Raw genomic sequence first — 23,782 nt, 5'->3', positions numbered from 1 at the left:
AATGTGTTGTCCATTTCGGCACAAACAGAGTATAGCATTATGAATAAGATAAACCTAGTGGTATATGATTCCAACTTAGAGCAATCGATGAAGTTGTTAGTTTTTTTGCTATTTTGGAATAGTAAGACTCCACAAGATGCAAGTTTCCTTAAACGAAGTAAAAAGGGTATAATAGTAGTATTCTGTTTAAATGAGAGGACGTGAGCTTAGTGGGCTCAAAAGTCGTTTTAAAATATTGTCCAGAATATACTGCGGGTGTTGAAGGGATTTTGAAGGAAGGGCTCAAAGAACTCGGTGGAATGGAGGCGTTCGTTAAGCCCGGTCAAAGGGTCCTTCTGAAAGTGAATCTACTGATGAAGAAACGCCCGGAAGAAGCGGTGACTACTCATCCGAGTGTCGTTGAGGCCGTCGTACGACTGGTTCAAGAAGCGGGCGGAATTCCGATTATTGGAGATAGTCCAGGGGGGCCTTATACCGTTTCAGCACTGCAAAGCATCTATGCTCGATCCGGGCTTAAGGAAGTCGCTGAGCGAACAGGCGCCGAATTGAATCTTGATGTTGGTCAGGAAGTTGTCTCTCACCCAGAGGGGAAGATCGTTAAAAGTTTAACCGTTACTAAGAATGTCCTTGATGCGGATGTTGTTATTCCTTTATCGAAACTTAAGACACATGGCATGATGACTTTCACTGGAGCGGTCAAGATTTTATTCGGGGTGATTCCAGGGCTGCTTAAAGCAGAGTACCATCTTAGAATGCCTGATGTCCGAAGCTTTGCTGATTTATTAGTGGATATCACGACCTGGGTCAAGCCGACGTTGAGTATCATGGATGGGATCGTTGGTATGGAGGGGGATGGCCCCTCAGCAGGGAAGCCTCGGTCGGTCGGGGCGCTTCTCATAAGCGAGGATCCCTTTGCGCTGGATGTCGTCGCTACCCATCTGATTGGGTTAAAACCTGAGAAAGTCCCGACTATAATGGCTGCACGTGAAAGAGGACTTGTGAGCCGTATGGAAGAAGTTAAGCTAGGTGGAGATGCTCGGTCGCTATGGCGTGTCCAGGATTTCGAGCTTCCCAAGACGGTTTCCCTTAATTTCTTAGATATGGTACCTGTCCCGCAAAGTGTGAAAACATTTTTGCTAAATCGAGTCCGCCCACGACCTATGTTCAACCATGATCGGTGTGTCGGGTGTTCGGATTGTGTAAAGAATTGTCCGCCGAAGGCTTTGGTCTTCAATGAAAAAAACAGACCTCAGATTGATCTGGAGGCCTGTATCCGATGTTTCTGCTGTCAAGAACTCTGCCCACATCAGGCGGTAGAAATTGTTAAGCCAAGGCTGGGTCGGAGGCTATTTCGATAGAGTGAGGGATGTTTGATGAACGAAGATTATTTGATCATTGATGTCGGCTCGGGTACGCAAGATATACTCGTCTATCAATCGGGAAAGAATATAGAAAACTGCCCTAAGTTTGTAGTCCCAAGTCGGACGCAAATTGTAGCCAACGAAATTCGAGAAGCAACGCGTTTGGGAAAGGAAATTTTCTTCTACGGGCATTTGATGGGTGGAGGAGCGTGCGGATTCGCTTTGATGCAGCATATAAAAGCCGGGCTGAAAGCGTATGCGACCCCAAAAACTGCTTTGACCTTTCATGATAGCCTAGATAAGGTTAAGCAAATGGGTGTTAAGATCACTGAAAAAGCTCCTGACGGAGCTCTGGAAATCTGGATGGGAGACATCGATGTTAAGTCCTTTGAAAAAGCTTTAACTGCCTTCGAAATTACTCCTCCCCAGAAATATGCAGTTGCGGTTCAGGATCATGGATATAGCATCTATGAGAGTAATCGAACATTGCGTTTTCGACTTTGGAAAGAATTTGTTGCTAAGGGTGGGAATTTGGAAGAACTCATTTTTGTTCAAGATATTCCAACAGTGTACACTCGCATGCAGGCGATACGCGAAATTATTCCAGATGCAGTCGTAACCGATACTGGAACTGCAGCGATTCTGGGAATTATGACCGATCCGCAAGTTCAAAAGCATTTAAGTGAGGGAATTATTGCTCTCAATATCGGAAACTCACACGCACTAGGGGTTGCGGTGCGGGGGAACCGAGTGTATGGCATTTTTGAGCAACATACCAGTGCACTCGATCAGAATTCCCTAAATGACTTAGTTCGACGTTTCCAAGAGGCAGTCCTCACTCATGAAGAAGTCTACGATGCGGGTGGGCATGGTGTAGCTCTCCATCCGGACATGAGGCCGGGTTGGGACTTTGTCGCAGTGGCTGGACCGCGCCGAGAGATGGCAAAGAGTATGGGTTGGTATGAAGTCGCACCCTATGGAGATATGATGCTAACGGGATGTTTTGGGATTTTAAAGGGCCTAAATAGTGTGGAGTGAGTTTCCTTTAATCTGAAGGCTCCTGCTTCTTTGTCCAGCGGTCACTATCGCGAAGACGGTATTTCTCCATCATTCGAGCAAAGGCGTCTTCAAGATCGATGTTTAAGGAGTTAGACATACAGACGATGATGAAGAGAATGTCAGCCATTTCTAAGGCTAAATCTCCTTCTGGTTCAGTTGGTTTTTTGGGTTTTTCCCCATAACGGTGGTTGACTTCCCGTGCGAGTTCTCCGACTTCTTCTGTCAGACGGAGCATCATCGAGGATGGCTGCCAATAACCTTCTTCGAATTGGGAAATCCAATCATCTACTTGCTTTTGCCAGTCTTTGATATCCATGTGAAAACCTCCTAAAGGAATAACTCCAATTAAAGTAAGTTTCCTTTATATTCTGTTCACTATAGTGTAAAATAAATTTTTAAGACAGGCAAGGGATTCAGGGCCTCCATGTAGAATCGAAAGAAGTGGGTTTGAATGAAAACGATAGAGGAGGAAGACCGTGGCTCAGTTTTTTTCGCAACTCAGTGTTGCATTCGATTGGCGTAGTATTATAGATATCGCTGTAGTTGCGGTCGTTCTCTATCAGTTATTGATGCTGATCAAAGGAACCCGAGCTGTTCAGCTTTTAAAGGGTATTATAGTTCTACTTATTTTATCGAATTCAGCAAAGTTTCTTCAGTTAACGACGATGAGCTGGCTGCTTAATCAAGTATGGCAGATGCTCTTTATCGCTTTGCCGGTTGTATTTCAACCCGAGCTTCGTAGAGCACTTGAGCAAATTGGACGGGGACGTTTTTTCATCCGCCATCCACAGGGACTTGGTCCAGAGGCCTTGAGTCAAGTGACCGAGGAATTAGTGCGTTGTACTCAAGTTCTTTCCAAAAATCGGATTGGGGCGTTAATGGCCTTAGAGCGGGAGACCGGTGTGCAAAATTATGTTGAGACTGGAATCAAAATCGATGGTGTCGTCTCTTCTGAATTTCTTGTGAATGTATTTATTCCGAATACCCCACTTCATGATGGGGCAGTAATTATTCGCGGAGATCGGGTTGCCGCAGCAGGTTGTTTTTTGCCTCTTTCTGAGAACATGAATATCCAGAAAGAACTAGGGACCCGACATCGGGCGGCGATTGGGTTGACCGAAGTTTCGGATGCTCTCGTTATTATTGTCTCGGAAGAGACGGGTGCGATTTCCGTAGCTCTCGATGGGGTACTCAGTCGCTTCCTCGATGAGAAAGCTTTAAGAGAGATATTAAGCCGCGAGCTACAAGTGAATACAACTAAGAGTTCTGTACCCTTTGTATCCTTTTGGAGGTCATAAATATGAATGAGATGTTAAAGCGCAACTTGGGTTATAAAGTTATTTCCCTTATCTTGGCTATTCTTTTTTGGCTTTATGTAACGAGTACGAGCCAAGGAGTAAGCAAGACTTTAGATAGGGATCAAATCCTGAACATACCGCTTGTTACGAAGAATTTGCCCGCGAATTCGATGATTATGACTAAGCTACCCTCTATTCGAGTAAGCTTACAAGGATCCAACCCGAGCGTTAACGTAAAGGACTTATATGCGTATGTCGATCTCACGGGAAGCAAGCCGGGGGAACAAGATTATGAAGTTAAGATGGATCCCATTCCTAATATTAAGATAACCGAGCTTACCCCGAATCGAGTGACTCTTCAATTAGATACGGTACAGGAAAAAATGCTTCCTGTTCAATTAAATGTGACTGGGGTACCGGCAGAGGGAAAAGAAGTTGGAGAAGCAATCCTCAAACCCGATGTGGTGAATGTTAGGGGACCAGGTACACTTTTAGCTTCAGTCGATAAAGTCCTTGTAGAGGTCAGTGTTGCTGGGGCTACGGAAACGGTGCAAGTCTCTCGACCTATTCTTTTCCGAGATAAAGCAGGGCAAGCTATTTTTGGCCCTGACCCCAGTGTGGAAACCTTGACAGCAAATCCTGGGAGTGTGGATATCATCATCCCAATTCTCACCAAAGGGCTTGGGAATAAGATGATTCCGATAAAAGTGTTAAGTAAAGGAACCCCGGCAGAAGGGATGATTGTACGATCCCTTCAGACGATTCCTGATGGAGTTCAGGTCTTTGGAGCTCCAGAAGCTCTGAAAGGCTTTGATATGCTAAATATTGGACCCGTCGATCTAACGGGAATTACTGAGGATAAGACATTTGAGATTTCTTCGGATAGGGTGAGTTTGCCGAATGGAGTTTCCTTTGGGGCTAAGACGAATTTCACAGTGATAGCAAAAGTGGGTAAGGCTGTCCAAACAAAGACATTGACGGGAATTCCAGTGGTGATAAAGAATGTTCCCACAGATCTAGAAGTCGAACAAGCCGTCCCTAAGCTCGATATCACGGTGCAGGCGTTGCCAGAAGTATTGGATAAATTAACGGCTGATCAGATTTCCTTATGGGTGGATGCCAGTGGGTTACTTGCTGGAAATCACCCTGATAGCAAGGTGTTCTGGCAGCTTCCTGCTGGGGTCGAGATGACTTCAGTGCCGAAAGTGACGTTCAGTTTGAAGGCTAAGGGGACGCCTGGGTTGTAGATACCTTTAAAGAAGTATGAAAGTCTGGGGTCAGTAGCTTTTCGCGCAGCGTACCTTCGGGCGTGAATCTCCACCGGAGACTCACGTACTCAATAGCTCCAGGGTTATCTCACTCGCTTCTGAGGGAGCACCTTCAGCGGATGAGTATCATTTGTGGAATGCCGCCTCGGGCGAAAATGTCCACTGGACACTTTCGTTGCCAAACCCTTCTGCTTTCTGCATGTGAACCGGTGGCGCCGCTTCCCCTCAGAAGCTTAGTTCGATTTATCACCCCTCCGCTAAAAGTCGTTCAGCTAAGGCCGAAATCCTACGACGGATTTCGTTCTGCGCGAAAAGCTACAGTCATAGGTCTTTGAAGGCCTTGCTTTTAGGTAGGCTTTTGATTAGAGAAAAGAGATGTAATCTCATACGTGGAGGAATCCTTTTGAATCTCATATGGACAAACTTGCGAGTCCCTGTGGAAGAGGACGATGAAAATCTTCCTTTCATGATGGCTCGCAAACTAAAGGTTCCGCAGCAAAGTATTTCAGGGCTTCGTATTCTTCGCCGATCTGTAGATGCGAGGAAGAAGCCGCTTTTGTTTTTTTCCTATACCCTTCGATTCCGATTGGACTTATCGTATAAAGAAGTGAACCGTGTTCTGCACCAGGTAGGGGATTTGAGACCTGAACCGGCTGTTGAACCACGTCTTCTCTCTAAACCTGAAAGGAAACTCGCGCATCGCCCCATCGTGGTGGGGGCCGGGCCCGCAGGTTATTTTGCTGCGTTAGCCTTGGCGAAGAAAGGGTATGCTCCTTTGGTCCTCGAACGTGGGGATGATGTGGAGACTCGGACTCAGAAAGTTGAAGAATTCTGGAAGACAGGCCAGCTCGATGTGGAAAGTAATGTCCAGTTCGGGGAAGGGGGAGCGGGAACATTCTCAGATGGGAAGTTGACGACCCGCATTTCTGATGCTAGAATCACAGAGGTCCTGGAGGCTTTCGTGAAGCAGGGTGCACCTCAGGAAATTCTCTTCCTAGCAAAGGCACATATCGGGACGGACATTTTGAAGCGAGTGACTCAAGGGCTTCGCCAAGAGATTATAGCTCTTGGAGGAGAGGTGCGTTTTCGTGCTAAGCTAACCGGGTTAGAGCATTCCGAAGGAAAGATTACGGGAGTAGTTGTGAATCACTCGGAAGAAATTCCAAGCGAGACGGTTATTTTAGCCATAGGGCATAGTTCGCGAGAGACCTATCAACTTTTACACGAACAAGGGGTTCAGCTCGAGCAGAAGGCTTTTGCGATCGGGCTTAGAGTTGAGCATCCGCAGAAACTCATCAATCTTTCGCAATATGGGGTGGAAGAACACCCCAAACTTGGACCGGCTGATTATCAGCTAACCTATCAGGATCTGCCGACGGGAAGAGGAGCTTATGCTTTTTGTATGTGTCCTGGCGGTAAAGTCGTTGCGGCCGCTTCTGAAGAAGAGCGAGTCGTTACGAATGGGATGAGTGAATATCAGAGAAATACTGGGGTAGCCAATAGTGCGATCGTCGTTACCGTAGGGGCGGAGGATTTCCAGAGCAATCATCCTTTGGCTGGGATTGAGTTCCAACGGTATTGGGAACACCAAGCTTTCTTCGCAGGAGGACGGGATTATAAAGCACCCGCTCAAGGAGTCCGGGATTTTTTAGAGGGGCGTGTCACAGACTCGTTTCATCTACCACCAAGTTATATACCTGGAGTTCAGCCAGTAGAGCTTCATGCCGTACTCCCCCAAGTTGTCGGAGAAGTATTGGATAGAGCTCTTGTCTCCTTTGATCATAAAATCAAAGGCTTTGCCGGAGATAAAGCGACCCTAACGGGGACTGAAACTCGAACCAGTGCCCCCGTGCGAATCACAAGGGATAAGACAGGCGAAGCAATTCACTTTCAAGGTTTATATCCTGCGGGGGAAGGGGCCGGCTATGCAGGTGGAATCATGAGCGCAGCCGTGGACGGAATCCGAATGGCGGAACGACTCATGGCCCAGTTCAGCCCCGCTGATTAGCTGATTTAGGGACTGTTGCTTGATTCCCAGATTTGAATTTTTAGAGAAGACATATTATGCTTAAAATAAATTGGGTTTCAAAAGAGAAATCAGTTTGGGTCTAGGTTTAGAGTCTATTATTCTATAATATAATGGTATTGGTTTGAATAAAGCATTAGGATTCAAGTGAGCCCAATATAAAGCATGTGACATAAGGAAGGGGAAGAACTATTTGGGTAGGTTATTTGGAACAGATGGCGTACGTGGAGTAGCAAACCGTGAACTCACACCAGAGTTGGCTTTTCGATTAGGCCAGGCTGGTGCTTATGTATTGAGCAAAGAACATCCACACCCTAAGATCGTGATCGGTAAGGATACTCGAATCTCAGGAGATATGTTAGAAGCCTCTCTCATCTCAGGAATTTGCTCTGTCGGGGCTGATGTCTTGAAAGTGGGAATTCTACCGACCCCAGGTATTGCTTTTTTAACCCGGATTTTAGAGGTGAGCGCAGGGGTTGTGATTTCTGCGTCCCACAATCCTGTACAGGATAATGGCATAAAATTCTTCTCAGCTACAGGCTATAAGCTTCCCGACTCGGTGGAAGATGAGATTGAAGCGATTGTTTTAAGTGAAGAAAAACCCTGGGAAGTTCCTATCGGTGGTGAAGTAGGACGTGTCATCGAGATTAAGGATGCAGAGCGTCAGTATATTGATTTTCTAAAAGAGACAGTCGGTCGTCTTGACGGGCTTAAAGTTGTCCTGGATGCCTCGAACGGTGCAGCCTACCGAGTAGGTCCTCAAGTCCTGCAAGAACTCGGTGTCGAAGTTATCCCGATCTTCGATACTCCAGATGGGGTGAATATCAATGCAGGGTGTGGCTCAACTCATCCTGAAGTGCTGCAGCAAGCAGTGCTTGAGCATAAAGCAGACCTGGGTCTGGCTAATGACGGTGATGCAGACCGTCTAATCGCAGTTGATGAAAAAGGCGAAATCGTTGATGGGGACTTCATCATGCTGATCTGTGCCTTAGCTCTGAAAGCAAAAGGCCAGCTCGTGGAGAATTCCATTGTAGTGACTGTGATGAGTAACCTTGGACTTCATATCGCCTTAAAAGAAGCAGGGATCAACATCTATGAGACTCAAGTCGGAGACCGGTATGTCATGGAAGAACTCCTTAAGACGGGTGCTAAGATTGGTGGGGAGCAGTCCGGACATATCATCTTCCTCGAGCATAATACGACGGGGGATGGGTTACTTACAGCCCTACAACTTGCGTCCGTTGTCAAAGAGCAAGGCAAATCCCTATCGAAGCTCGCCCATCAAATGCAACGTCTTCCTCAAGTATTGATCAATACTCGAGTGAACGATAAAGAGAAGGCAATGCAGAATCCATATGTGCTTCAAAAAGTTGAGGAAGTCAAACGCTTCCTAGGGGGACGTGGGCGAGTGCTCGTCCGTCCATCGGGTACCGAATCCTTAGTACGAGTCATGGTAGAGGGACAGGATCAGGATCAGTTGAGGCAGTTGGCTCAGTCCGTGATTGATATTATTAAGCGGGAGCAGGTTTAAAAGATTGTAAAATATTTCTGTAGCTATTTTAGAAAAAACACGTATAATGTTCATGTACTCCATTCTTTTCTGTGTGTGAAAAAAGTATAATTGAATAGGGTACATGAATGTTGTTTTTATTCCCATGAGCTCCTAATGAGATCTCATAGCTAGTATTTTAAGGGGGGATGCTTAGCGAAAAGAATACGAAAGGTATAGTAGAAGTTAAGGATAGGCTAGCGTAAACGAACGGCTTAGCTTAAAGAAGCGAGTATCTGTGTGGTCAAACTCAAACATCTGGCAAGATAATAAAGCGCCTGGACCATATTCGAGGTACGTGGTACGAGATTCGTAGTTCGACACTTTCGAACATCGGATGTCAACCCGCGAATATCGATTTTGGTTGACGAGGAAGAGGGTTATCGAAAAATTCGGCGGATCCCTCTCGGTGGCTTGGCACCGAAGACTTATCACAAATCCGTGAAGTAATTTGCGGGACAAAGGGTAGGTTTCAAGGAGTAGGGGGAAGTCTATCTATTTGGCTTTCCTAGCTCGCTATTGCCAGAAGGATTGATTTGAACCGCTCGGAAGGAGCGGTTTTTGTTTTTACACAGATAGGGTTAATTCGCACTATTCATACGCTAGAAGCGTATGAATGCATGGAAGTCTTGATTTTGAGAGGAGAAAGAAATTTATGTGTGGTATCGTTGGATATATTGGTAACCGCCCGGCTATTCCAGTACTTGTAGAGGGATTGAAAAAGTTAGAATACCGTGGGTATGACTCTGCCGGAGTGTCTGTACTGGACGAGCAGGGGATTTCTACGTGCAAGACCGTAGGGAAATTGGCTGCCTTGGAAGAAAAATTGGGAACGGATTTCTCCCAGACTTGTATCGGGATTGGACACACCCGTTGGGCGACTCATGGCCGCCCCTCCGATATTAATTCCCATCCCCACTTGGATACTCAGGAGAAGTTCGCTGTCGTCCATAACGGAATTATTGAGAACTACCTCGAACTTAAAGAGTGGTTAATCGAGCAAGGGCATACGTTTCTATCGGAGACGGATACCGAAGTACTACCGCATTTAGTGGAATATTTTTATAAGGGAGACCTAGAAGAAGCAGTTCGAGAAGTGCTTAAAAAGGTTCAGGGCTCCTTCGCAATTGTCGTGATGAGTCGTCAAGACCCGAGTAAGCTAGTCGCTGCTCGAAAGGATAGCCCGATGGTTATTGGACTTGGGGATGGAGAATTCTTTGTAGCCAGTGATATCCCGGCGATCTTGAACTATACTCGGAAGACTTACATCTTAGAAGATGGAGAAATGGTCGTTCTCACAGAAGACGGCGTTCGAGTGATGGATTTCCAAGGAAACCCGAAACAAAAAGAGGTCTATGAAGTAAAGTGGGATGCAATCGCTGCAGAAAAAGGCGGTTATGACCATTTTATGCTCAAAGAAATCTTTGAGCAGCCGCGCGCACTTCGAGATACGTTAACAAGTCGTTTGGAGGATCAGAAAGTCGACCTCCAAGAAGTTAGCCTGACAGCTGAAGAAGTCAATAAGTTTAATAAGGTTTTCATCGTCGCTTGCGGGACAGCGTGGCATGCCGGTTTAGTCGGTAAGACCTTGATTGAGCGTTGGGTGCGCCTCCCAGTCGAAGTAGATATAGCCTCTGAATTCCGTTACCGTTCTCCTCTAATTGATGAGCACACTTTAGTCGTGGTCGTGAGCCAATCCGGAGAAACGGCAGATACCCTTGCTGCTCTACGTGAGGCTAAGAATCTCGGAGCACGTGTTGTTGCTGTTACGAATGTTGTGGGAAGCTCTGTTTCTCGTGAAGCCCACGATGTGGTCTATACCTGGGCTGGCCCGGAAATCGCTGTGGCCTCCACAAAAGCGTATACCACTCAGCTTGAAGGCATGGTCCTCCTCGGACTTTATCTAGCCCAAATTCGTGGCACTATGACACCAGAAAAAGTCGGAGAAGTTATTACCGCACTGAGGAAGATCCCAGCTCAAGCCCAGGAAGTACTCGATGAAGCTGAGCATATTAAAGACTTTGCTAAGTCCTTCGTGGATGTGGAAGACACCTTCTTCATCGGCCGCAGCCTTGACTGGAGTGTTGCTATGGAAGGCTCCTTGAAGCTCAAAGAGATTTCCTATATCCATGCCGAAGCGTATGCTGCTGGAGAGCTCAAACATGGAACTCTTGCCTTGATCACGGAGAAGACTCCCGTCATTGCGCTCGCTACACAAATGGACGTCTATGAAAAGACGGTCTCCAATATTAAAGAGATCAAAGCTCGTGATGCAAGAGTCATCGGCGTAACCTTCAAAGGAACCAAAGACCTAGCAAAATCGGTAGATCATGTGATCTACCTACCAGAGACAATCGCTGAACTCGCTCCGATTCTCACCGTCATTCCGCTTCAGCTTCTATCCTACTATGTATCCGTAGCCAGAGGGTGCGATGTCGATAAGCCAAGGAATTTGGCGAAAAGTGTTACTGTCGAGTAAAGTGAATGACGTTTGTGGTGTTTGATGTGGAGTGAAAATAAAGTTTGTCCAATGGAAATATAATTTGTCAAAAATGGAAATGTGTTTTGTCAAAAATGAAAAATAGTTGTGGATAACAACTTTAATTTGGTTATTTAAAAATAGCAATGGTAGAAATCGTTATAAAGTGGAGAAATCCCGCTGAACTCAGTATTTACGGGGTTTCTCTTTTTATTTTTTAATAATATCAATAATTATAAGTAGTTTATTAATAAAATCTAAATAAAATTTTAGGGATGGTTGTTTTATGCTTGCCTTTTTTCCAGATCCTTATGAAGATGAAATTTTGTATAGCTTGTTTGCAAGATATCATTATTATTCCGGTAATAAGTATTTTGTCGATTCTATTCGGGATCTTTTTGGAGAAACTTGTATTTATTCTACTATAGAATTGCCATGTAGATTAAAAACATTAGAAAAAGTACTTCCTAAAAAATATGCCGCCGAATATTTAAGGCTAAATCATACACTTTACCCACTTTATCATTTTTTTTTACATAAAGATAAACAATTAAGGATTACGAAAACTATGAATGATGAAAGTGGCCAAAATTTATCATTTGAATTAGCAGCTAAAAATTCTCTCACAGATTTTTTAAAATACTGTCCTAAATGTGCTATGGAAGAAAACGGTCTTTTTGGTGAAGCATACTTCCATCGAAGTCATCAACCTATAGGGGCTGTAGTATGCTTTAAACATTTTTGTTTATTGTACAAATATCCTGTTGCTCAGGATAGATATGGATATACAAGACTAGATTTTAATACTATTGATCTTAATCAGAAGTTTATCCAGGATAAACAAGTAGAAAGTCGATTAATTGACATTGCTAAAGGTATCAATTATATATTAAATAACCTTTCTACAAATTTTAATCAAGATAAGGTTTTCAAAAAGTACTTGATTTGGTTAAGCCTTAATGATTTTATGTGGCCAAATCTTCATGTTAAAAGAAATAAATTAATAAAAGAGTTTAAGGAATACTACGGAGAAGAATTGCTAAAGGTTTTTAATTCTGATATTAAAAATGAAAAAAGTAATTGGATTACAGATTTAACCACTAAGTGTAGAAAGCATAGAATTCATTCTCCAATTCAACATGTTTTATTAATTAACTTTCTAAGCAATAATTTTAAAGATTTTTTCGAAAAAAATGTTATTTATGAATTTCCCTTTGGAAAGCCTCCATGGAATTGCATCAATCCAGCTTCAGATCATTATGATCATGCGGCAATTAAAAATGCAAGGATTCATTATCTGAAGGGAAAAATTATTGGGCGATTTGAGTGTAGTTGTGGGTTTGTATATTCTAAAATTAAATATGAAGTCAGTGGAAAAATTATAGTCAGGCATATTAAATTTGGTCTAATTTGGGAGGAAAAATTAAAAGAGTATTTATTAGAAAACAAATATGGAGTTTATACTCTTTCATTAAAAATGCATTGTACTCCAGATACAATTCTAAAATATGCAACAAAACTAAAATTACAGCACCTTATACGAAGTAAATCATTACAACATATACCTCCGCAGAGGCCTACCAGAATTTATAATAAATCGACGGCTAATCATATAAAAGATCAATGGGAGCGAAGATCTTCAATTATTCTGGATTATATTAAATCTAATCCGGAATGCAAAAGAAGCGATATAATAAAAAATTTAAAAGCTCATTATTCTTGGTTTAGAAGATATGATCCTCAATGGCTAGATAATAATTTACCTCAACGTTCAAATATAATGAACGTAAAAAAGATAGATTATGAGATAAAAGATAAAGAATTTTTATTAAAAGTAATGGATGTATATAATAGAATGCTAAATGAAAAAGCGAGAATTACAAAAAACAAGATAGCTAAAAAATGGGGAAAAAGGAGGGAGGCTATTTATTAAGGCATCTAAAAGATATGCCTAAAACAAACGATTTTATTATTGGTAATTCGGAATCTTCACTAAATTATTTATTACGAAAAGCTGATCTGGTTTGTAATGAAGTATTTAAAGAGAATAATCTCTTATCTAAATATGAAATATTAATTAGAATTTGTGGATGGGACAAGAAAAGACAATTCAAAGAAGTTAAAGATAGAGTTAATAATAACGTAAATAACTTTTTGAATTCTTAAGTTAATTATATCTAAGTAGAGTTCAAGGCCAGACTAAGGTGAAGAGGAATCTATCAACTTTTTGCTAAAAGTTTTAAGACGGTCTGGCTTTATTATGTTGATTTATAAAGAAAATTGTTAAGACTATAGTTGAAATTTTTTGCTTATACCTAAAGTATTTGATTTTATATCGTAGTATCTTGGGACTACTTAGAAAGAAGAGGGAATTTAATGGCAAAAAGAGATCGAAGTATGACTTCGCAAAAGTATAAAAGATGGATTAAAGAGGGAAGAGGTGGCGGAGAAGGTGAAAATTATAAACCTTGGCTTACTATACGGGATGTACCGTCACGTGGAAGAAGTCATCGAATTCAAGGAATAAAGATTAAAAGAGGTCATCATTTATTATCAGATTATGAGCGTGACTATTTTTATATTGCAGAGTTCACGGACTACGTAATTGATATAAGAGAACAGTATCCTTTGCCTCTAACTCAGACAACACAAATTGCAGACGAATTAGGGATAAAACATCCTCATGATGTTAAAACGGACTTTTTAAATGTAATTACAACTGATTTTTTATTAACGGTATCGGACGGGAAATCACAGACATATCTTGCAAGGACAATAAAGCAAATTGATGAACTTAATGATGAGAGAAAAATAGAAAAGTTTGAGATTGAAAGACGTTACTGGAAAAGTAAAAAGATAGACTGGGGAATCGTTACGGAGGATCAAATCAATGAGACGTTAGCATTTAATATCTCCACGCTTCGTCCTTATTACGACCTTTCCGAACTTGAGATATTTTCAGGCATGCCTGTAGAGAAGATCAATAGGCTAAGAGATATTTTCTTGAATGAAGTGCTTAACCAATATGTAAGTATTCGCAGTCTTAGTGATGATTTCGATGATAAATTATGTTTAGTTCCTAGTACCGGTATTTCAATTTTTAATCACCTTCTAATTCAAAAGAAAATCATTATTCCCATTTTAAATTCGGATATAGATTATGATAACCCGGTATATATCAAGTCTTATGAAGAGGGTGACCTAAAGGAATATGAGCATATTAATTAATTCGGTATTGCAGTATCTTGAATCCGATGACGGTGAAGTGGCTAAAATTAGAATAATATGGATTAATTCGGGAAATACCTTTGCATACTATGTGCCTCTTGAAGGAGGAGAATCTTTTCCTCTTTCAATTAAAATATCTGAGCTTGAGAAATCACTAAAGAATAATGAATTAAGAGAAATTCCTGATCCCTATTTGGGTTTTATTAATGAAGACAATATTCCCAATGCGCATAAGGAAATTAGGGATAGAAATTGGCTTGTTGTAGAATACATTTGGAACACTCATGAACCTGAAATTTTATTCAAGCAGCACCGAAAAGTTACTATAAAGGAGGCTGCCCAAAAGTTCAATATCAGCGAGCGATCAGTTAGACGGATTATGTTTCGTTACTGGCAAAGAGGTATGACTAAGAATGCACTGCTTCCTGATTATACTAATTGTGGGACAGGAACGAGAAAGGTAACTAACAAGAAGAGAGGAAGACCTAAAAAAATTGGATTAGGTGGAGAGACCATCACAGGAATCAATGTTACACCAGAAATTGAAAATATATTTAATCTAGCTATTGAAAAGCATTATAAGAAACAGAGCAAGCCTAATCTGACAGATACATATCAATGGATGTTGAGACAGTGGTTCTCTGATAAGTTTAAAGTCGGGAAAGACACTCTTAATAAGGTTTGGGACCGGGATAGATTGGTGTCAATTGATCAGTTTAGGTACTGGTACAATAAGCAACCCAATAAGAAAGATATATACATCTCAAGGCACGGACAGAATTCTTTCGATTTGCATTTTCGAGAATTACTAGGTAACTCAACCATGGAAACAGTTGGTCCATTATGGCGTTACCAAATAGACGCAACGATAGCGGATGTTTATCTTCTAGATAGGTCTCGGACTAGAATAATTGGAAGACCAGTAGTATATGCAATTTTTGATGTCTTTTCGAGATTAGGAGTCGGTTTGTACGTAGGTTTAGAGGGGCCTTCTTGGTTAGGGGCTGTGATGGCGGTTGATAACATATTAGAGGATAAGGTTGAGTTTTGTAAAAAATATGGAATTACCATGAAGGCAAAAGATTGGCCTAATGCAAAATTGCCAAAAGTTTTTATTGCTGATAGGGGAGAATTTGAAGGTAAACAAGCGGACAGGCTTGTTAATAACCTAGGTATAATTATTGAAAATACTTCTCCTCGTCGGGGAGATCTGAAAGGAATTGTAGAAAGATATTTTAGAACAGTTAACGAGAGGGTTAGGCGATTGTCCCCAGGTGCTGTAGAAAAGGAATTTATGGAAGCAAAAGCAAACGGTCGCGATTATCGCTTGGATGCTACACTTACTCTTTATGAGTTTACCCAATTAATCATTAATAGTTTTTTGCTTCATAATTCCAAGATAATTTCTGATTATCCATTAGAACCTGACATGTATGCTGATGAAGTTAGGCCAATACCAGTTGAACTCTGGAACTGGGGAATTAAGAAGCGGGTTGTAGGAACTACAAAATATGATAGGGATACCTTGCGATTAAATGCCCTACCTGTAAAGGAAGTTAGAATAACAAGGGAAGGCATCAAATTTGACCAAGACCTATTTTATAGTTGCGAAAAAGCTATTGAAGAAGGTTGGTTTACTAATAGAGTGGGCCAAACAATCGAAATAGTTTATGATCCTAGAAACACACAAAAGATATATATCCCTGACAAAAAGTGGAAAGGCTATGGGGTATGTTTATTATTACCTAAATGTAGTAAGTTCCAAAACTTGACTTACGATGAGCTCAATTTTGAACAGGAATTAATGGATGAATTACTTAGGGATTCGATTAATCAACAGAATCAACTTTATGCTGACAGAGATTCTGAGGCCGAAAAGATAGTAAAGAACGCAAATAGACAAACGAAACAAGCTCAAGAAATGGCTCCAAGTCAATCAAAAAAATCGAAAATCTCAAATATCAGACGAAATAGATATGAAGAAAAAGAATTAATTAGGCAGGAGGAGGCCATAGTACTTGGGAATAAAAACGAATTTCAAAGAGGTGAAGTGATATCCTTTAAGAAGAATTTCAGTGATCCAGATGAAGAAGCATTAGATTTACATGCCAAGCTTAAGAGGAAAAGGATTGAACATGGTGATATCGACAAGCAATAGTGATTATGTTAAACCTTTATTTAAAGGCCAAGTAATAACCAGAGCATCGTATATTATGCAAGAAGTTGAAGAATATCGAGGCAACCCCTTTATTGAAGCTCTTCCTCCCATTTTTGATAACGATTATATCGCGGATAATTTAATCATGTATCCGATTATTTCCAAAGATGAGTTGAACTGTAATAAAAATGTCCGTTTCCATCTAATTAGAAGGCTCCGGAATTTTAATCAGCCATTACCAATTCATTTTGATATAGAACGAAAAATATCTGTCTTGATTCGTAGGGGATATCTCGCTCGTAACCCAATCAATAAGGAATATATTCAAAGGTTGCAGATGTTAAATACGATTAAAGAGCAGAGAGAGTCGTTCGATGACGAACATGTTATTAAGAGATTAAATAAATATATCCGTTCTACAGCTGATTGTATGAGTATCATTGGGATCAGTGGAATTGGAAAGACTACCGCTGTAGAAAAACTGTTACTAATGTACCCACAAATCGTTTATCATCAGGAATTTAGAGAATTTCCACTTTCAAGAACTCAAATTGTTTGGCTAAAAATAGATAGCCCTCACGATGGATCGCTAAAAACTTTATGTTTACTTTTTTTTAAAGCAATTGATGATGTATTAGGAAGTACTAATTATTTTAAAAAATACGGTTCCGAAACAGTATCAAAAATGATGATCCATATGGCATATCTTTCTTCTCTGTATGGAATAGGCTTGTTAGTAATAGATGAAACGCAGTTTTTTGTTAAAAAGAAGTCTGAATCGGACCAGATATTAAACTTTCTAGTGACAATGACTAATACGATTGGGGTTCCGATTATAGTAATTGGTACTTTTAAAGCAATGAAAATGTTAGAAAAAGAATTGAAATCCGGAAGAAGACTATGTAGTGAGGCAGGTATTCTTTGGGATAGGATGGCAAATGCCGAAGATTGGAATCTTTTTCTTGAATCGATGTGGGATTATCAGTGTTTAAAAGAAAAAACACCTCTTACTCCTGAAATTAGTGAGACTTTATATGAGGAATCCCAAGGTATTACGGCTATCGCTTTAAATTTATTTATACTTACTCAGGGACGCGCTCTATTTACTAAGAATGAATGTATCACTCCCGATTTGATAAGGAGAACATCTAAAAGAGATCTCTTTATGATTCAACCAATAATAAAAGCGATTAAAAATAACGATTATAATTTGTTAGCGAAGTATGAGGATATTTCAATTGATACTAATTTAATTTTAAATTCTATGGAGAAAGATTATAATCTACAAGGAGTTGTTTCAAGTTTATTAAAGGATAAAAAAGAAACTGAAAAACTCTTAGTTACAAATATACAGAAAAATATTGTGTTGGAATTAAAAATGCTTGGAACGTTTAATAATTTATCTGATAGTGATTTTAGGGATATCGCGAAAAAAGTTATCGATGAATCAGAAAAGTCAACTGATTATGTAGAATTAAAACAAAAAGCATTAAAACTAGCTCTAGAAAGAGATGAAGTTAAAGGAGGTAAACTTTTAGAAAAGAAGAAAACACCTAAATTTGATGATCAAGATTTGCGGTATATTTTTAAAGAGGCCGTTAAAAAGAAAATCCGAGTATATGAACTTTTAATGGAGAATGGGTTTATTAAAGATCCAATTCGTGAATTGCACAATATACAGAAACTCAGTTAATGAGTATTTAAGGTGTGGATTTATTATGTTACCATTTTTTACTTATCCCTATGAAGATGAACTTATATATAGTGCTATAGCTCGCTATCATTATTATGCAGGGAATACAAATTTCAGGGACACATTAGCAGAAATAGCCGGTTCTAGGTCAAAAATCCCAACGCTTTTTTTGCCCAGTAATCTTAACTATCTTTCAAGTCAATTGTTTGATGGTAAAAAGTATTCACCAAGTTATTTAATTTACTACAATACTATAATTCCAGTATATTTACCTTTCTTTTCTATGGAGAGACAGAAAGAAATTATTCAGGCAATGTCCTTTGGTCATGGAAAGGGATTATATGGACAGAGCGGTATTATGGCAGGAAGTTTATCTGATATAAAAAGGTTACGGTATTGCCCTTTATGTGTATCAGAGGACGAAAAGCGTTATGGTGAAGCCTATTTTCATAGAGCTCATAACATTCAGGGTGTTGAACTTTGCTTTAAGCATAAATGTTATTTGAATGACTATCCAATAACGTATAAAGAAGCGAGTCGAATAGAATATATACGTCTTGATCATAGTAGAGTAAGTTTTAATATATCAAATGAAAAAGATAAAATTTTAAGAGAACAGTTAATGGTTATCGCTCAATCAGTATTCTATCTTTTAAATGCTAAGGTTAGTACGGATCAAGAAGCTATCAATAATAAGTATCATTCACTACTTAAATCACATGGGTTATTAACTTATGGTGGACGAGTTAGACAAAAGGAATTGTATGAACAGTTTTTAAAGCACTACGGCTTAAATTTTCTCCAGACTATTAATTGTGAAATTGAGAGTGGCGTTGAGTGGAGTTGGCTAAAGTATATAACTAGAAAACCCAAAAAGGCTATTCATCCACTAAGACATATACTTCTAATTAACTTTCTTTGTGGATCATTAGATGAATTTTTCCAGGGAAAAGAGGAAATATCATACTTTGGAAAAGGACCTTGGAATTGTCTAAATCCAGCTGCGGATCATTATAAATGTCCTGTCGTAGTAGATTGTAAAGTTACAGTAGATTCTAAGACAAGACAACCAGTTGGTACTTTCTCCTGTTCATGTGGGTTCATATTTTCGAGAAGAGGACCGGATAAAAAACCTGAAGATCAAAATAAGATCGGTAGGATTAAGAATTTTGGTCCAGTTTGGTTGGATAAACTGAGAAATTTGATATGCCATAGAAAACTTAGCTTGCGTGAGATGTCCAGAATTTTACGATGTGATCCCAAAACGATTATAAAGTATTCTAGCAAGTTAGGGATTAGAGGTTTAATAAAAGGGAATTGTAAGGTTGGTAATTTGGCAGTAGGTGTACCTAAACGTTCTGAAGCCTTCAATTACCGTGAACAATACGCTAGTGACATTTTGAATTATATGAAGTGCCATTCTACTCAATCAAGAACTGAAATTAGGAGAGCTCTTAAAAAACAGTATGCATGGCTATATAGAAATGATGTACAATGGTTAGACAAGAATTTGCCTCTTCCAATTCCGAGAAAAAATCGGAACCAGAAGAACAACACTAGGATTGATTGGAAAGAGAGAGATAGAGATATTTATCATAAAATTGAGTTGGTATATTCAGAGTTACTCTTAAGCGATAAGCCTGTAAGGATTACACGGTCACTTATTGGTAAGACCCTAGGAATAAGTGCGCTTCTTCAAAAACATATTAGTAAGCTTCAAATGACAAATGAATTATTAGTTCGGATTACCGAAACAATAGATGAATTCCAAATCCGGCGCATTGATTCAATTTGCAGAAGCTTTTACCATGAAAAAGAATCACCAAAGGTTTGGCAGGTATTCAGGCAGGCAGGCTTAAGACCCGATTGCTCGATTCGTGTTCGTAACAGGGTATTACAGAATGTCGCCGAAATAGAACAATTTTTACAGGCTTATAAAGAAAAGGCGGTAACACTCGAAATTGCATGATTTATGAAATCATTTAATAGGTTAGGAACAAGTGTTAAGATTTTATAAATACATTCTGCATTCGAACATGCAGTATCAATTCCTGTACCTGACAATTAGGACAAATAACCAGAACGTTTTTAGTGCGTTCTGGTTATTTGTTTAGTTTAGAGGAATATTTAAGAAGCGTGTTGAATTCTAAAAGAAAGATAAGAAAATACATAATTTGGTCTTTATACAAAATTGAAAAACATTTGTTATCTCGAAAATGGGGTAATAATAATGGATAATATTTATGAAAGTGTTTTAAATAATAAATTTAAGAACAGTGTAGTTTATAAATCTCGACATTGGAGAGGATTTAACTAATTTAAATACTATTTCTTCTGGAGGGGCTGTATGCAACTTACCTTTTTACATTTATCCGATTTACACATTAATATCAGTAATTCCAAGGATATTGATATTGTTCTTAAAGCAATGTTTGAAGACTTGAGGAATCAACAGGTAAATATTGATTGCGTACTTTTTACAGGTGATTTAATTAATGACGGGTCCCAGGGCCTTGATGGTAGTTATGAGTATGCTCTTGCTGAAAGGCAGTTAATTGATCCTCTTATCGACATTTTAAAAGTACCAAAAGAAAGATTTTTTTTCGTTCCAGGTAATCACGAAGTCAATAGGAACAAGATTCAAAAATATATTGACTGGGATATAACGGAAAGATTCAATAACAAAGAGGACCTGAATCAATTCATTGATAACCCCGACGGGTGTGAAGTTCTATTAAAGAGACTTGAGGATTATAACCAGTTTTTAGACTTATCCTTTGAGAATAATCCATACATTGTAACAAGGAAATCCTTGTACTCGACATTCCGACTGAATCTACAAGGAGTAACTGTTGGTATTGCATGTCTAAACTCCTCTTGGGGTGCATTCGGAGGCAATTCCGATTATGGAAAACTACTAATTGGTGAGAGGCAAGTGGATAATGCAATAGCCGATTTGAATGATTGCGAATTAAAAATTGCCTTATTTCACCACCCACTGGAATGGTTAAAAGAATTTGATAGAGAAGCAATTCATAATAGACTGCTTAATGGTTTTAATATTGTTTGTTCTGGTCATCTTCACAGTCCGAATCTTACAGAAGTTGTATTCAGCAAATATCGGACTTTATTTGTAAAATCTGGGTCATTGTACCAAGACAGAAAATCCAATGCCTATTCAGTAATAACCTATGTCCCTAAAGAGAGACAAATATCGGTTAATCTCCGAGAATACTTTGATAGACGTAGGGCATTCGATAAAGCGATTTCAGTAATTGAAAATGGCTTTTATAGTTTATCATTAGATGATTCAAGGAGTCTTGCGCTGTTTAATTCTACTGTTACCGTGTTAACTACGCTTAAGGATAAGGTAGTAGAAGATATTAACAAAAAACTTGTTTCTTGTATGTCCCCTGATACAGTTGCCCCTAAGGATATTGACGAAATATATGTTCCTCCATTATTATCAGCAGAATCAGAGGAATTTAAGAAAAAGGACCAAAATATTTATACATTAGAAGGGGTGCTTTCGAACAGCAAAAATTTCCTGTTAGTAGGAAAAAAAGAAATAGGTAAAACGACCTTACTTCACTATTCATGTAAATACTTTCTTTCCAAGAACAATCAGACAAATACTACACCCATAATACCATTCTTCATAGATTTTAATGATTTACCAAAAGGAAATAATATCATAGAAAAATCAATTCAAGCATATTTGGGTAATTACGGGATATTTGATTTTAACTTAAAAGAAAGTCTAGAATACGGTAATTGTGTTGTGCTAATAGACAATGTTGACCCCTCTGATAAAAAAAATATGGTGAAATTAAAAGAGTTTATTGATCGTAATAACAAAAATAGATTTATTGTTACAATGAGCCAAGATATTATGGTTACATTGACGTTAGAAAACAAGCCGGACTTTGGATGTGAGTATGATACGTTATACATAAATACGTTTAGACGGGGCCAAGTCAGGCAATTAGTGAAGAATTGGTTTTCTTGTACCGAAGCAGATATAGATTCAGTTTTAGATAAAGTTATGACTAGTCTTAATAATATTGGAGTACCCAAAACACCTTTAATTGTGTCATTGATGTTATGGATAATAGAGAAACAGGCTAGTTATTCTCCATTAAATGAGACGTCCTTATTAGAAAATTTTATAGAAATCCTTCTAGAGAAGTTAAAGATTGAAGATATACGATATGAGGCTGTGGACTACAAACTAAAAGTCTCATGTTTAGCATATCTTTCATCTGTGATGGTCTATAATAAACGATACCACTTTGAAGAGGATGAGCTAGAGAAAGAGATAAATAAATTCTTTGGGCATAGCGGCTTAGAAGTAGATGCTAAGAAACTTAAACAACTGTATATCGAAAAGGGTATCTTCGTATGGAAACAAAACAGATTATATTTCCGTTATAGATGCTTATTTGAATTCTCTGTTTCATTATGTATGGCAGATAACTTGGAATTCAAACAGCATATCCTAGCCGACGAAAGCTACTTATTATTTACAAATGAAATCGTGTACTTCTCAGGACTGAGTCGAAAAGAATCGGATTTATTAAGGCTTCTTGAACAAAGGGTGAACGAAACCTTTAAAGAAATAGAGTCAAATATTTCTCTTAAGGCGCTAAATAGTATCAGTTTAAAGAAATCACTTGCTGAAATATTCGATGGTACCAATCTTGAACAAAAATTAAGTGATATGAAGCTGAAAGATGAACAAAAAGATGAACTCTTGGATAAGGCAGATTCAAGTGGCAGCCATAATCAGACAATTAAAAAGGAAGAAAAAGCGAAGAATCAAGATTTTGCTAGCATTCTTGCCTTATACGCAAGAGTTCTAAAGAATTCAGAGCTTATTGCCAAAGCGGATAAACAGCAATCTTTAGAAAACTGTATAAATAAATATTGTAAATTAGCTGGTCTATTTTATTCTGTGTTAAACGAAACTTTCAACAACAAAGATTTCAACACCGAGAATAACGTTAAAGAAGTAATTGAATACCTACTTAATGTTGGAATTGCCGTTGTTATCCAGGCGTATATTTTGGATAATTTAGGTTCGCCAAAGCTTAAGCCATTTTTGGAACAACAATTGAAGACTTCAAACACTGACATAGAACGGCTTATGGTAGTTTCACTATACGGGGATATGCGCCTAGAAGGATATATTAGAAAATTCAGCTGGTTTTTAAAGACAATAGACTCAAAATTCATAAAAGAAATTGTCTTAACTAAATTATTTTTTTATAATACATTTTTTTCAAAAGGTATTCATGAGGAGGAAGAATTAATTAAACTAATAGCTGATTTAATGGCTGATCTTAATAATGTTAATCTTTCTAGCACTAAAATTCCTAAGAATAGCGTAGTTAAAAGTCAAATAATAAAGAAGCTTAAAAAGGAAAATCAAGGAAGACGACATTTACAGATGATTGATTAATTAGCAAATTACTTAAATATTTGCCGAACTCACACTTGAACTATTTCATAGTGATTGTATATGATGAATTCTAATGTAAACGCCTTTATAACCGGTAGTTTTTGGTTATTATCCTTAGGGATAACTACGTTAAGTGAAAATATTAGATTGTAATTATATTGTGTTGTATTAGGCCTATTCTTGCTGGATAAGTTTTTAAAAT

14 protein-coding genes are annotated in these 23,782 nt (G+C 38.9%); 13 read left to right on the top strand and 1 reads right to left on the bottom strand.

Annotated elements, in window-relative coordinates:
• The first annotated feature begins 209 nt into the window (after window positions 1–209).
• Together ACZ42W_RS20625 and ACZ42W_RS20620 are read left to right on the top strand one after the other, a co-directional pair.
• Entirely contained in the window at window positions 210–1,358 is a 1,149-nt protein-coding gene (locus ACZ42W_RS20625; RefSeq protein WP_464167134.1) for a DUF362 domain-containing protein, read from the top strand.
• A 15-nt stretch (window positions 1,359–1,373) separates the two neighbouring features.
• Complete coding sequence (locus tag ACZ42W_RS20620; protein ID WP_464167133.1) at window positions 1,374–2,399, top strand: DUF1786 domain-containing protein; 1,026 nt, start codon at window positions 1,374–1,376, stop codon at window positions 2,397–2,399.
• Between the two features lie 7 nt (window positions 2,400–2,406).
• On the opposite strand, the gene ACZ42W_RS20615 is transcribed toward ACZ42W_RS20620, so the two are convergent.
• On the bottom strand, window positions 2,407–2,736 hold the full coding sequence (locus tag ACZ42W_RS20615) for a nucleotide pyrophosphohydrolase (protein ID WP_464167132.1): 330 nt from the start codon (window positions 2,734–2,736) through the stop codon (window positions 2,407–2,409).
• Window positions 2,737–2,896: 160 nt separating this feature from the next.
• On the opposite strand from ACZ42W_RS20615, the gene cdaA reads away from it, so the two are divergent.
• From cdaA to ACZ42W_RS20560, 11 genes are all read left to right on the top strand, one after another.
• Window positions 2,897–3,718 (top strand): diadenylate cyclase CdaA, encoded by an 822-nt coding sequence (gene cdaA / locus ACZ42W_RS20610; RefSeq protein ID WP_464167131.1) that lies wholly within the window; start codon window positions 2,897–2,899, stop codon window positions 3,716–3,718.
• A 2-nt stretch (window positions 3,719–3,720) separates the two neighbouring features.
• Window positions 3,721–4,965 carry a CdaR family protein gene (locus ACZ42W_RS20605; RefSeq protein ID WP_464167130.1) on the top strand — a complete coding sequence of 415 codons (1,245 nt, stop codon included), beginning with the start codon at window positions 3,721–3,723 and terminating at the stop codon, window positions 4,963–4,965.
• Between the two features lie 424 nt (window positions 4,966–5,389).
• Window positions 5,390–6,994 carry an NAD(P)/FAD-dependent oxidoreductase gene (locus tag ACZ42W_RS20600; RefSeq protein WP_464167129.1) on the top strand — a complete coding sequence of 535 codons (1,605 nt, stop codon included), beginning with the start codon at window positions 5,390–5,392 and terminating at the stop codon, window positions 6,992–6,994.
• Between the two features lie 211 nt (window positions 6,995–7,205).
• Window positions 7,206–8,543: a phosphoglucosamine mutase gene (gene glmM, locus ACZ42W_RS20595; RefSeq protein ID WP_464167128.1), complete on the top strand. Its 1,338-nt coding sequence runs from the start codon at window positions 7,206–7,208 to the stop codon at window positions 8,541–8,543.
• Between the two features lie 673 nt (window positions 8,544–9,216).
• Window positions 9,217–11,040, top strand: coding sequence for a glutamine--fructose-6-phosphate transaminase (isomerizing) (gene glmS / locus ACZ42W_RS20590; protein WP_464167127.1), 1,824 nt, complete (start codon window positions 9,217–9,219; stop codon window positions 11,038–11,040).
• Window positions 11,041–11,326: 286 nt separating this feature from the next.
• Window positions 11,327–12,973 carry a TnsD family Tn7-like transposition protein gene (locus ACZ42W_RS20585; RefSeq protein ID WP_464167126.1) on the top strand — a complete coding sequence of 549 codons (1,647 nt, stop codon included), beginning with the start codon at window positions 11,327–11,329 and terminating at the stop codon, window positions 12,971–12,973.
• Window positions 12,974–13,416: 443 nt separating this feature from the next.
• On the top strand, window positions 13,417–14,268 hold the full coding sequence (locus ACZ42W_RS20580) for a TnsA endonuclease N-terminal domain-containing protein (RefSeq protein ID WP_464167125.1): 852 nt from the start codon (window positions 13,417–13,419) through the stop codon (window positions 14,266–14,268).
• Complete coding sequence (locus ACZ42W_RS20575; protein ID WP_464167124.1) at window positions 14,252–16,426, top strand: Mu transposase C-terminal domain-containing protein; 2,175 nt, start codon at window positions 14,252–14,254, stop codon at window positions 16,424–16,426. The genes ACZ42W_RS20580 and ACZ42W_RS20575 overlap by 17 nt, the downstream gene beginning before the upstream one ends.
• Window positions 16,404–18,119 (top strand): ATP-binding protein, encoded by a 1,716-nt coding sequence (locus ACZ42W_RS20570; RefSeq protein WP_464171121.1) that lies wholly within the window; start codon window positions 16,404–16,406, stop codon window positions 18,117–18,119. Before ACZ42W_RS20575 ends, ACZ42W_RS20570 begins: the two co-directional genes overlap by 23 nt.
• Before the next feature lie 25 nt (window positions 18,120–18,144).
• A complete protein-coding gene (locus ACZ42W_RS20565; RefSeq protein ID WP_464167123.1) occupies window positions 18,145–20,088 on the top strand; it encodes a TnsD family transposase in 1,944 nt (647 codons plus the stop codon).
• A gap of 378 nt (window positions 20,089–20,466) precedes the next feature.
• Window positions 20,467–23,580 (top strand): metallophosphoesterase, encoded by a 3,114-nt coding sequence (locus tag ACZ42W_RS20560; protein ID WP_464167122.1) that lies wholly within the window; start codon window positions 20,467–20,469, stop codon window positions 23,578–23,580.
• The last annotated feature ends 202 nt before the right edge of the window (window positions 23,581–23,782 follow it).

The organism is Desulfitobacterium elongatum (assembly GCF_055378975.1).
The sequence above is the reverse complement of the archived record's forward strand: the minus strand, read 5'-3'. Positions and strand labels throughout refer to the sequence as shown.

What these genes read in the sequence shown, in the direction of transcription:
- ACZ42W_RS20620 (WP_464167133.1), top strand. Translation starts at nt 1,374, where the DNA reads ATGAACGAAGATTATTTGATCATTGATGTCGGCTCGGGTACGCAAGAT.
- ACZ42W_RS20615 (WP_464167132.1), bottom strand. Translation starts at nt 2,736, where the DNA reads ATGGATATCAAAGACTGGCAAAAGCAAGTAGATGATTGGATTTCCCAA.
- ACZ42W_RS20605 (WP_464167130.1), top strand. Translation starts at nt 3,721, where the DNA reads ATGAATGAGATGTTAAAGCGCAACTTGGGTTATAAAGTTATTTCCCTT.
- glmS (WP_464167127.1), top strand. Translation starts at nt 9,217, where the DNA reads ATGTGTGGTATCGTTGGATATATTGGTAACCGCCCGGCTATTCCAGTA.
- ACZ42W_RS20585 (WP_464167126.1), top strand. Translation starts at nt 11,327, where the DNA reads ATGCTTGCCTTTTTTCCAGATCCTTATGAAGATGAAATTTTGTATAGC.
- ACZ42W_RS20580 (WP_464167125.1), top strand. Translation starts at nt 13,417, where the DNA reads ATGGCAAAAAGAGATCGAAGTATGACTTCGCAAAAGTATAAAAGATGG.
- ACZ42W_RS20575 (WP_464167124.1), top strand. Translation starts at nt 14,252, where the DNA reads ATGAGCATATTAATTAATTCGGTATTGCAGTATCTTGAATCCGATGAC.
- ACZ42W_RS20570 (WP_464171121.1), top strand. Translation starts at nt 16,404, where the DNA reads ATGGTGATATCGACAAGCAATAGTGATTATGTTAAACCTTTATTTAAA.
- ACZ42W_RS20565 (WP_464167123.1), top strand. Translation starts at nt 18,145, where the DNA reads ATGTTACCATTTTTTACTTATCCCTATGAAGATGAACTTATATATAGT.
- ACZ42W_RS20560 (WP_464167122.1), top strand. Translation starts at nt 20,467, where the DNA reads ATGCAACTTACCTTTTTACATTTATCCGATTTACACATTAATATCAGT.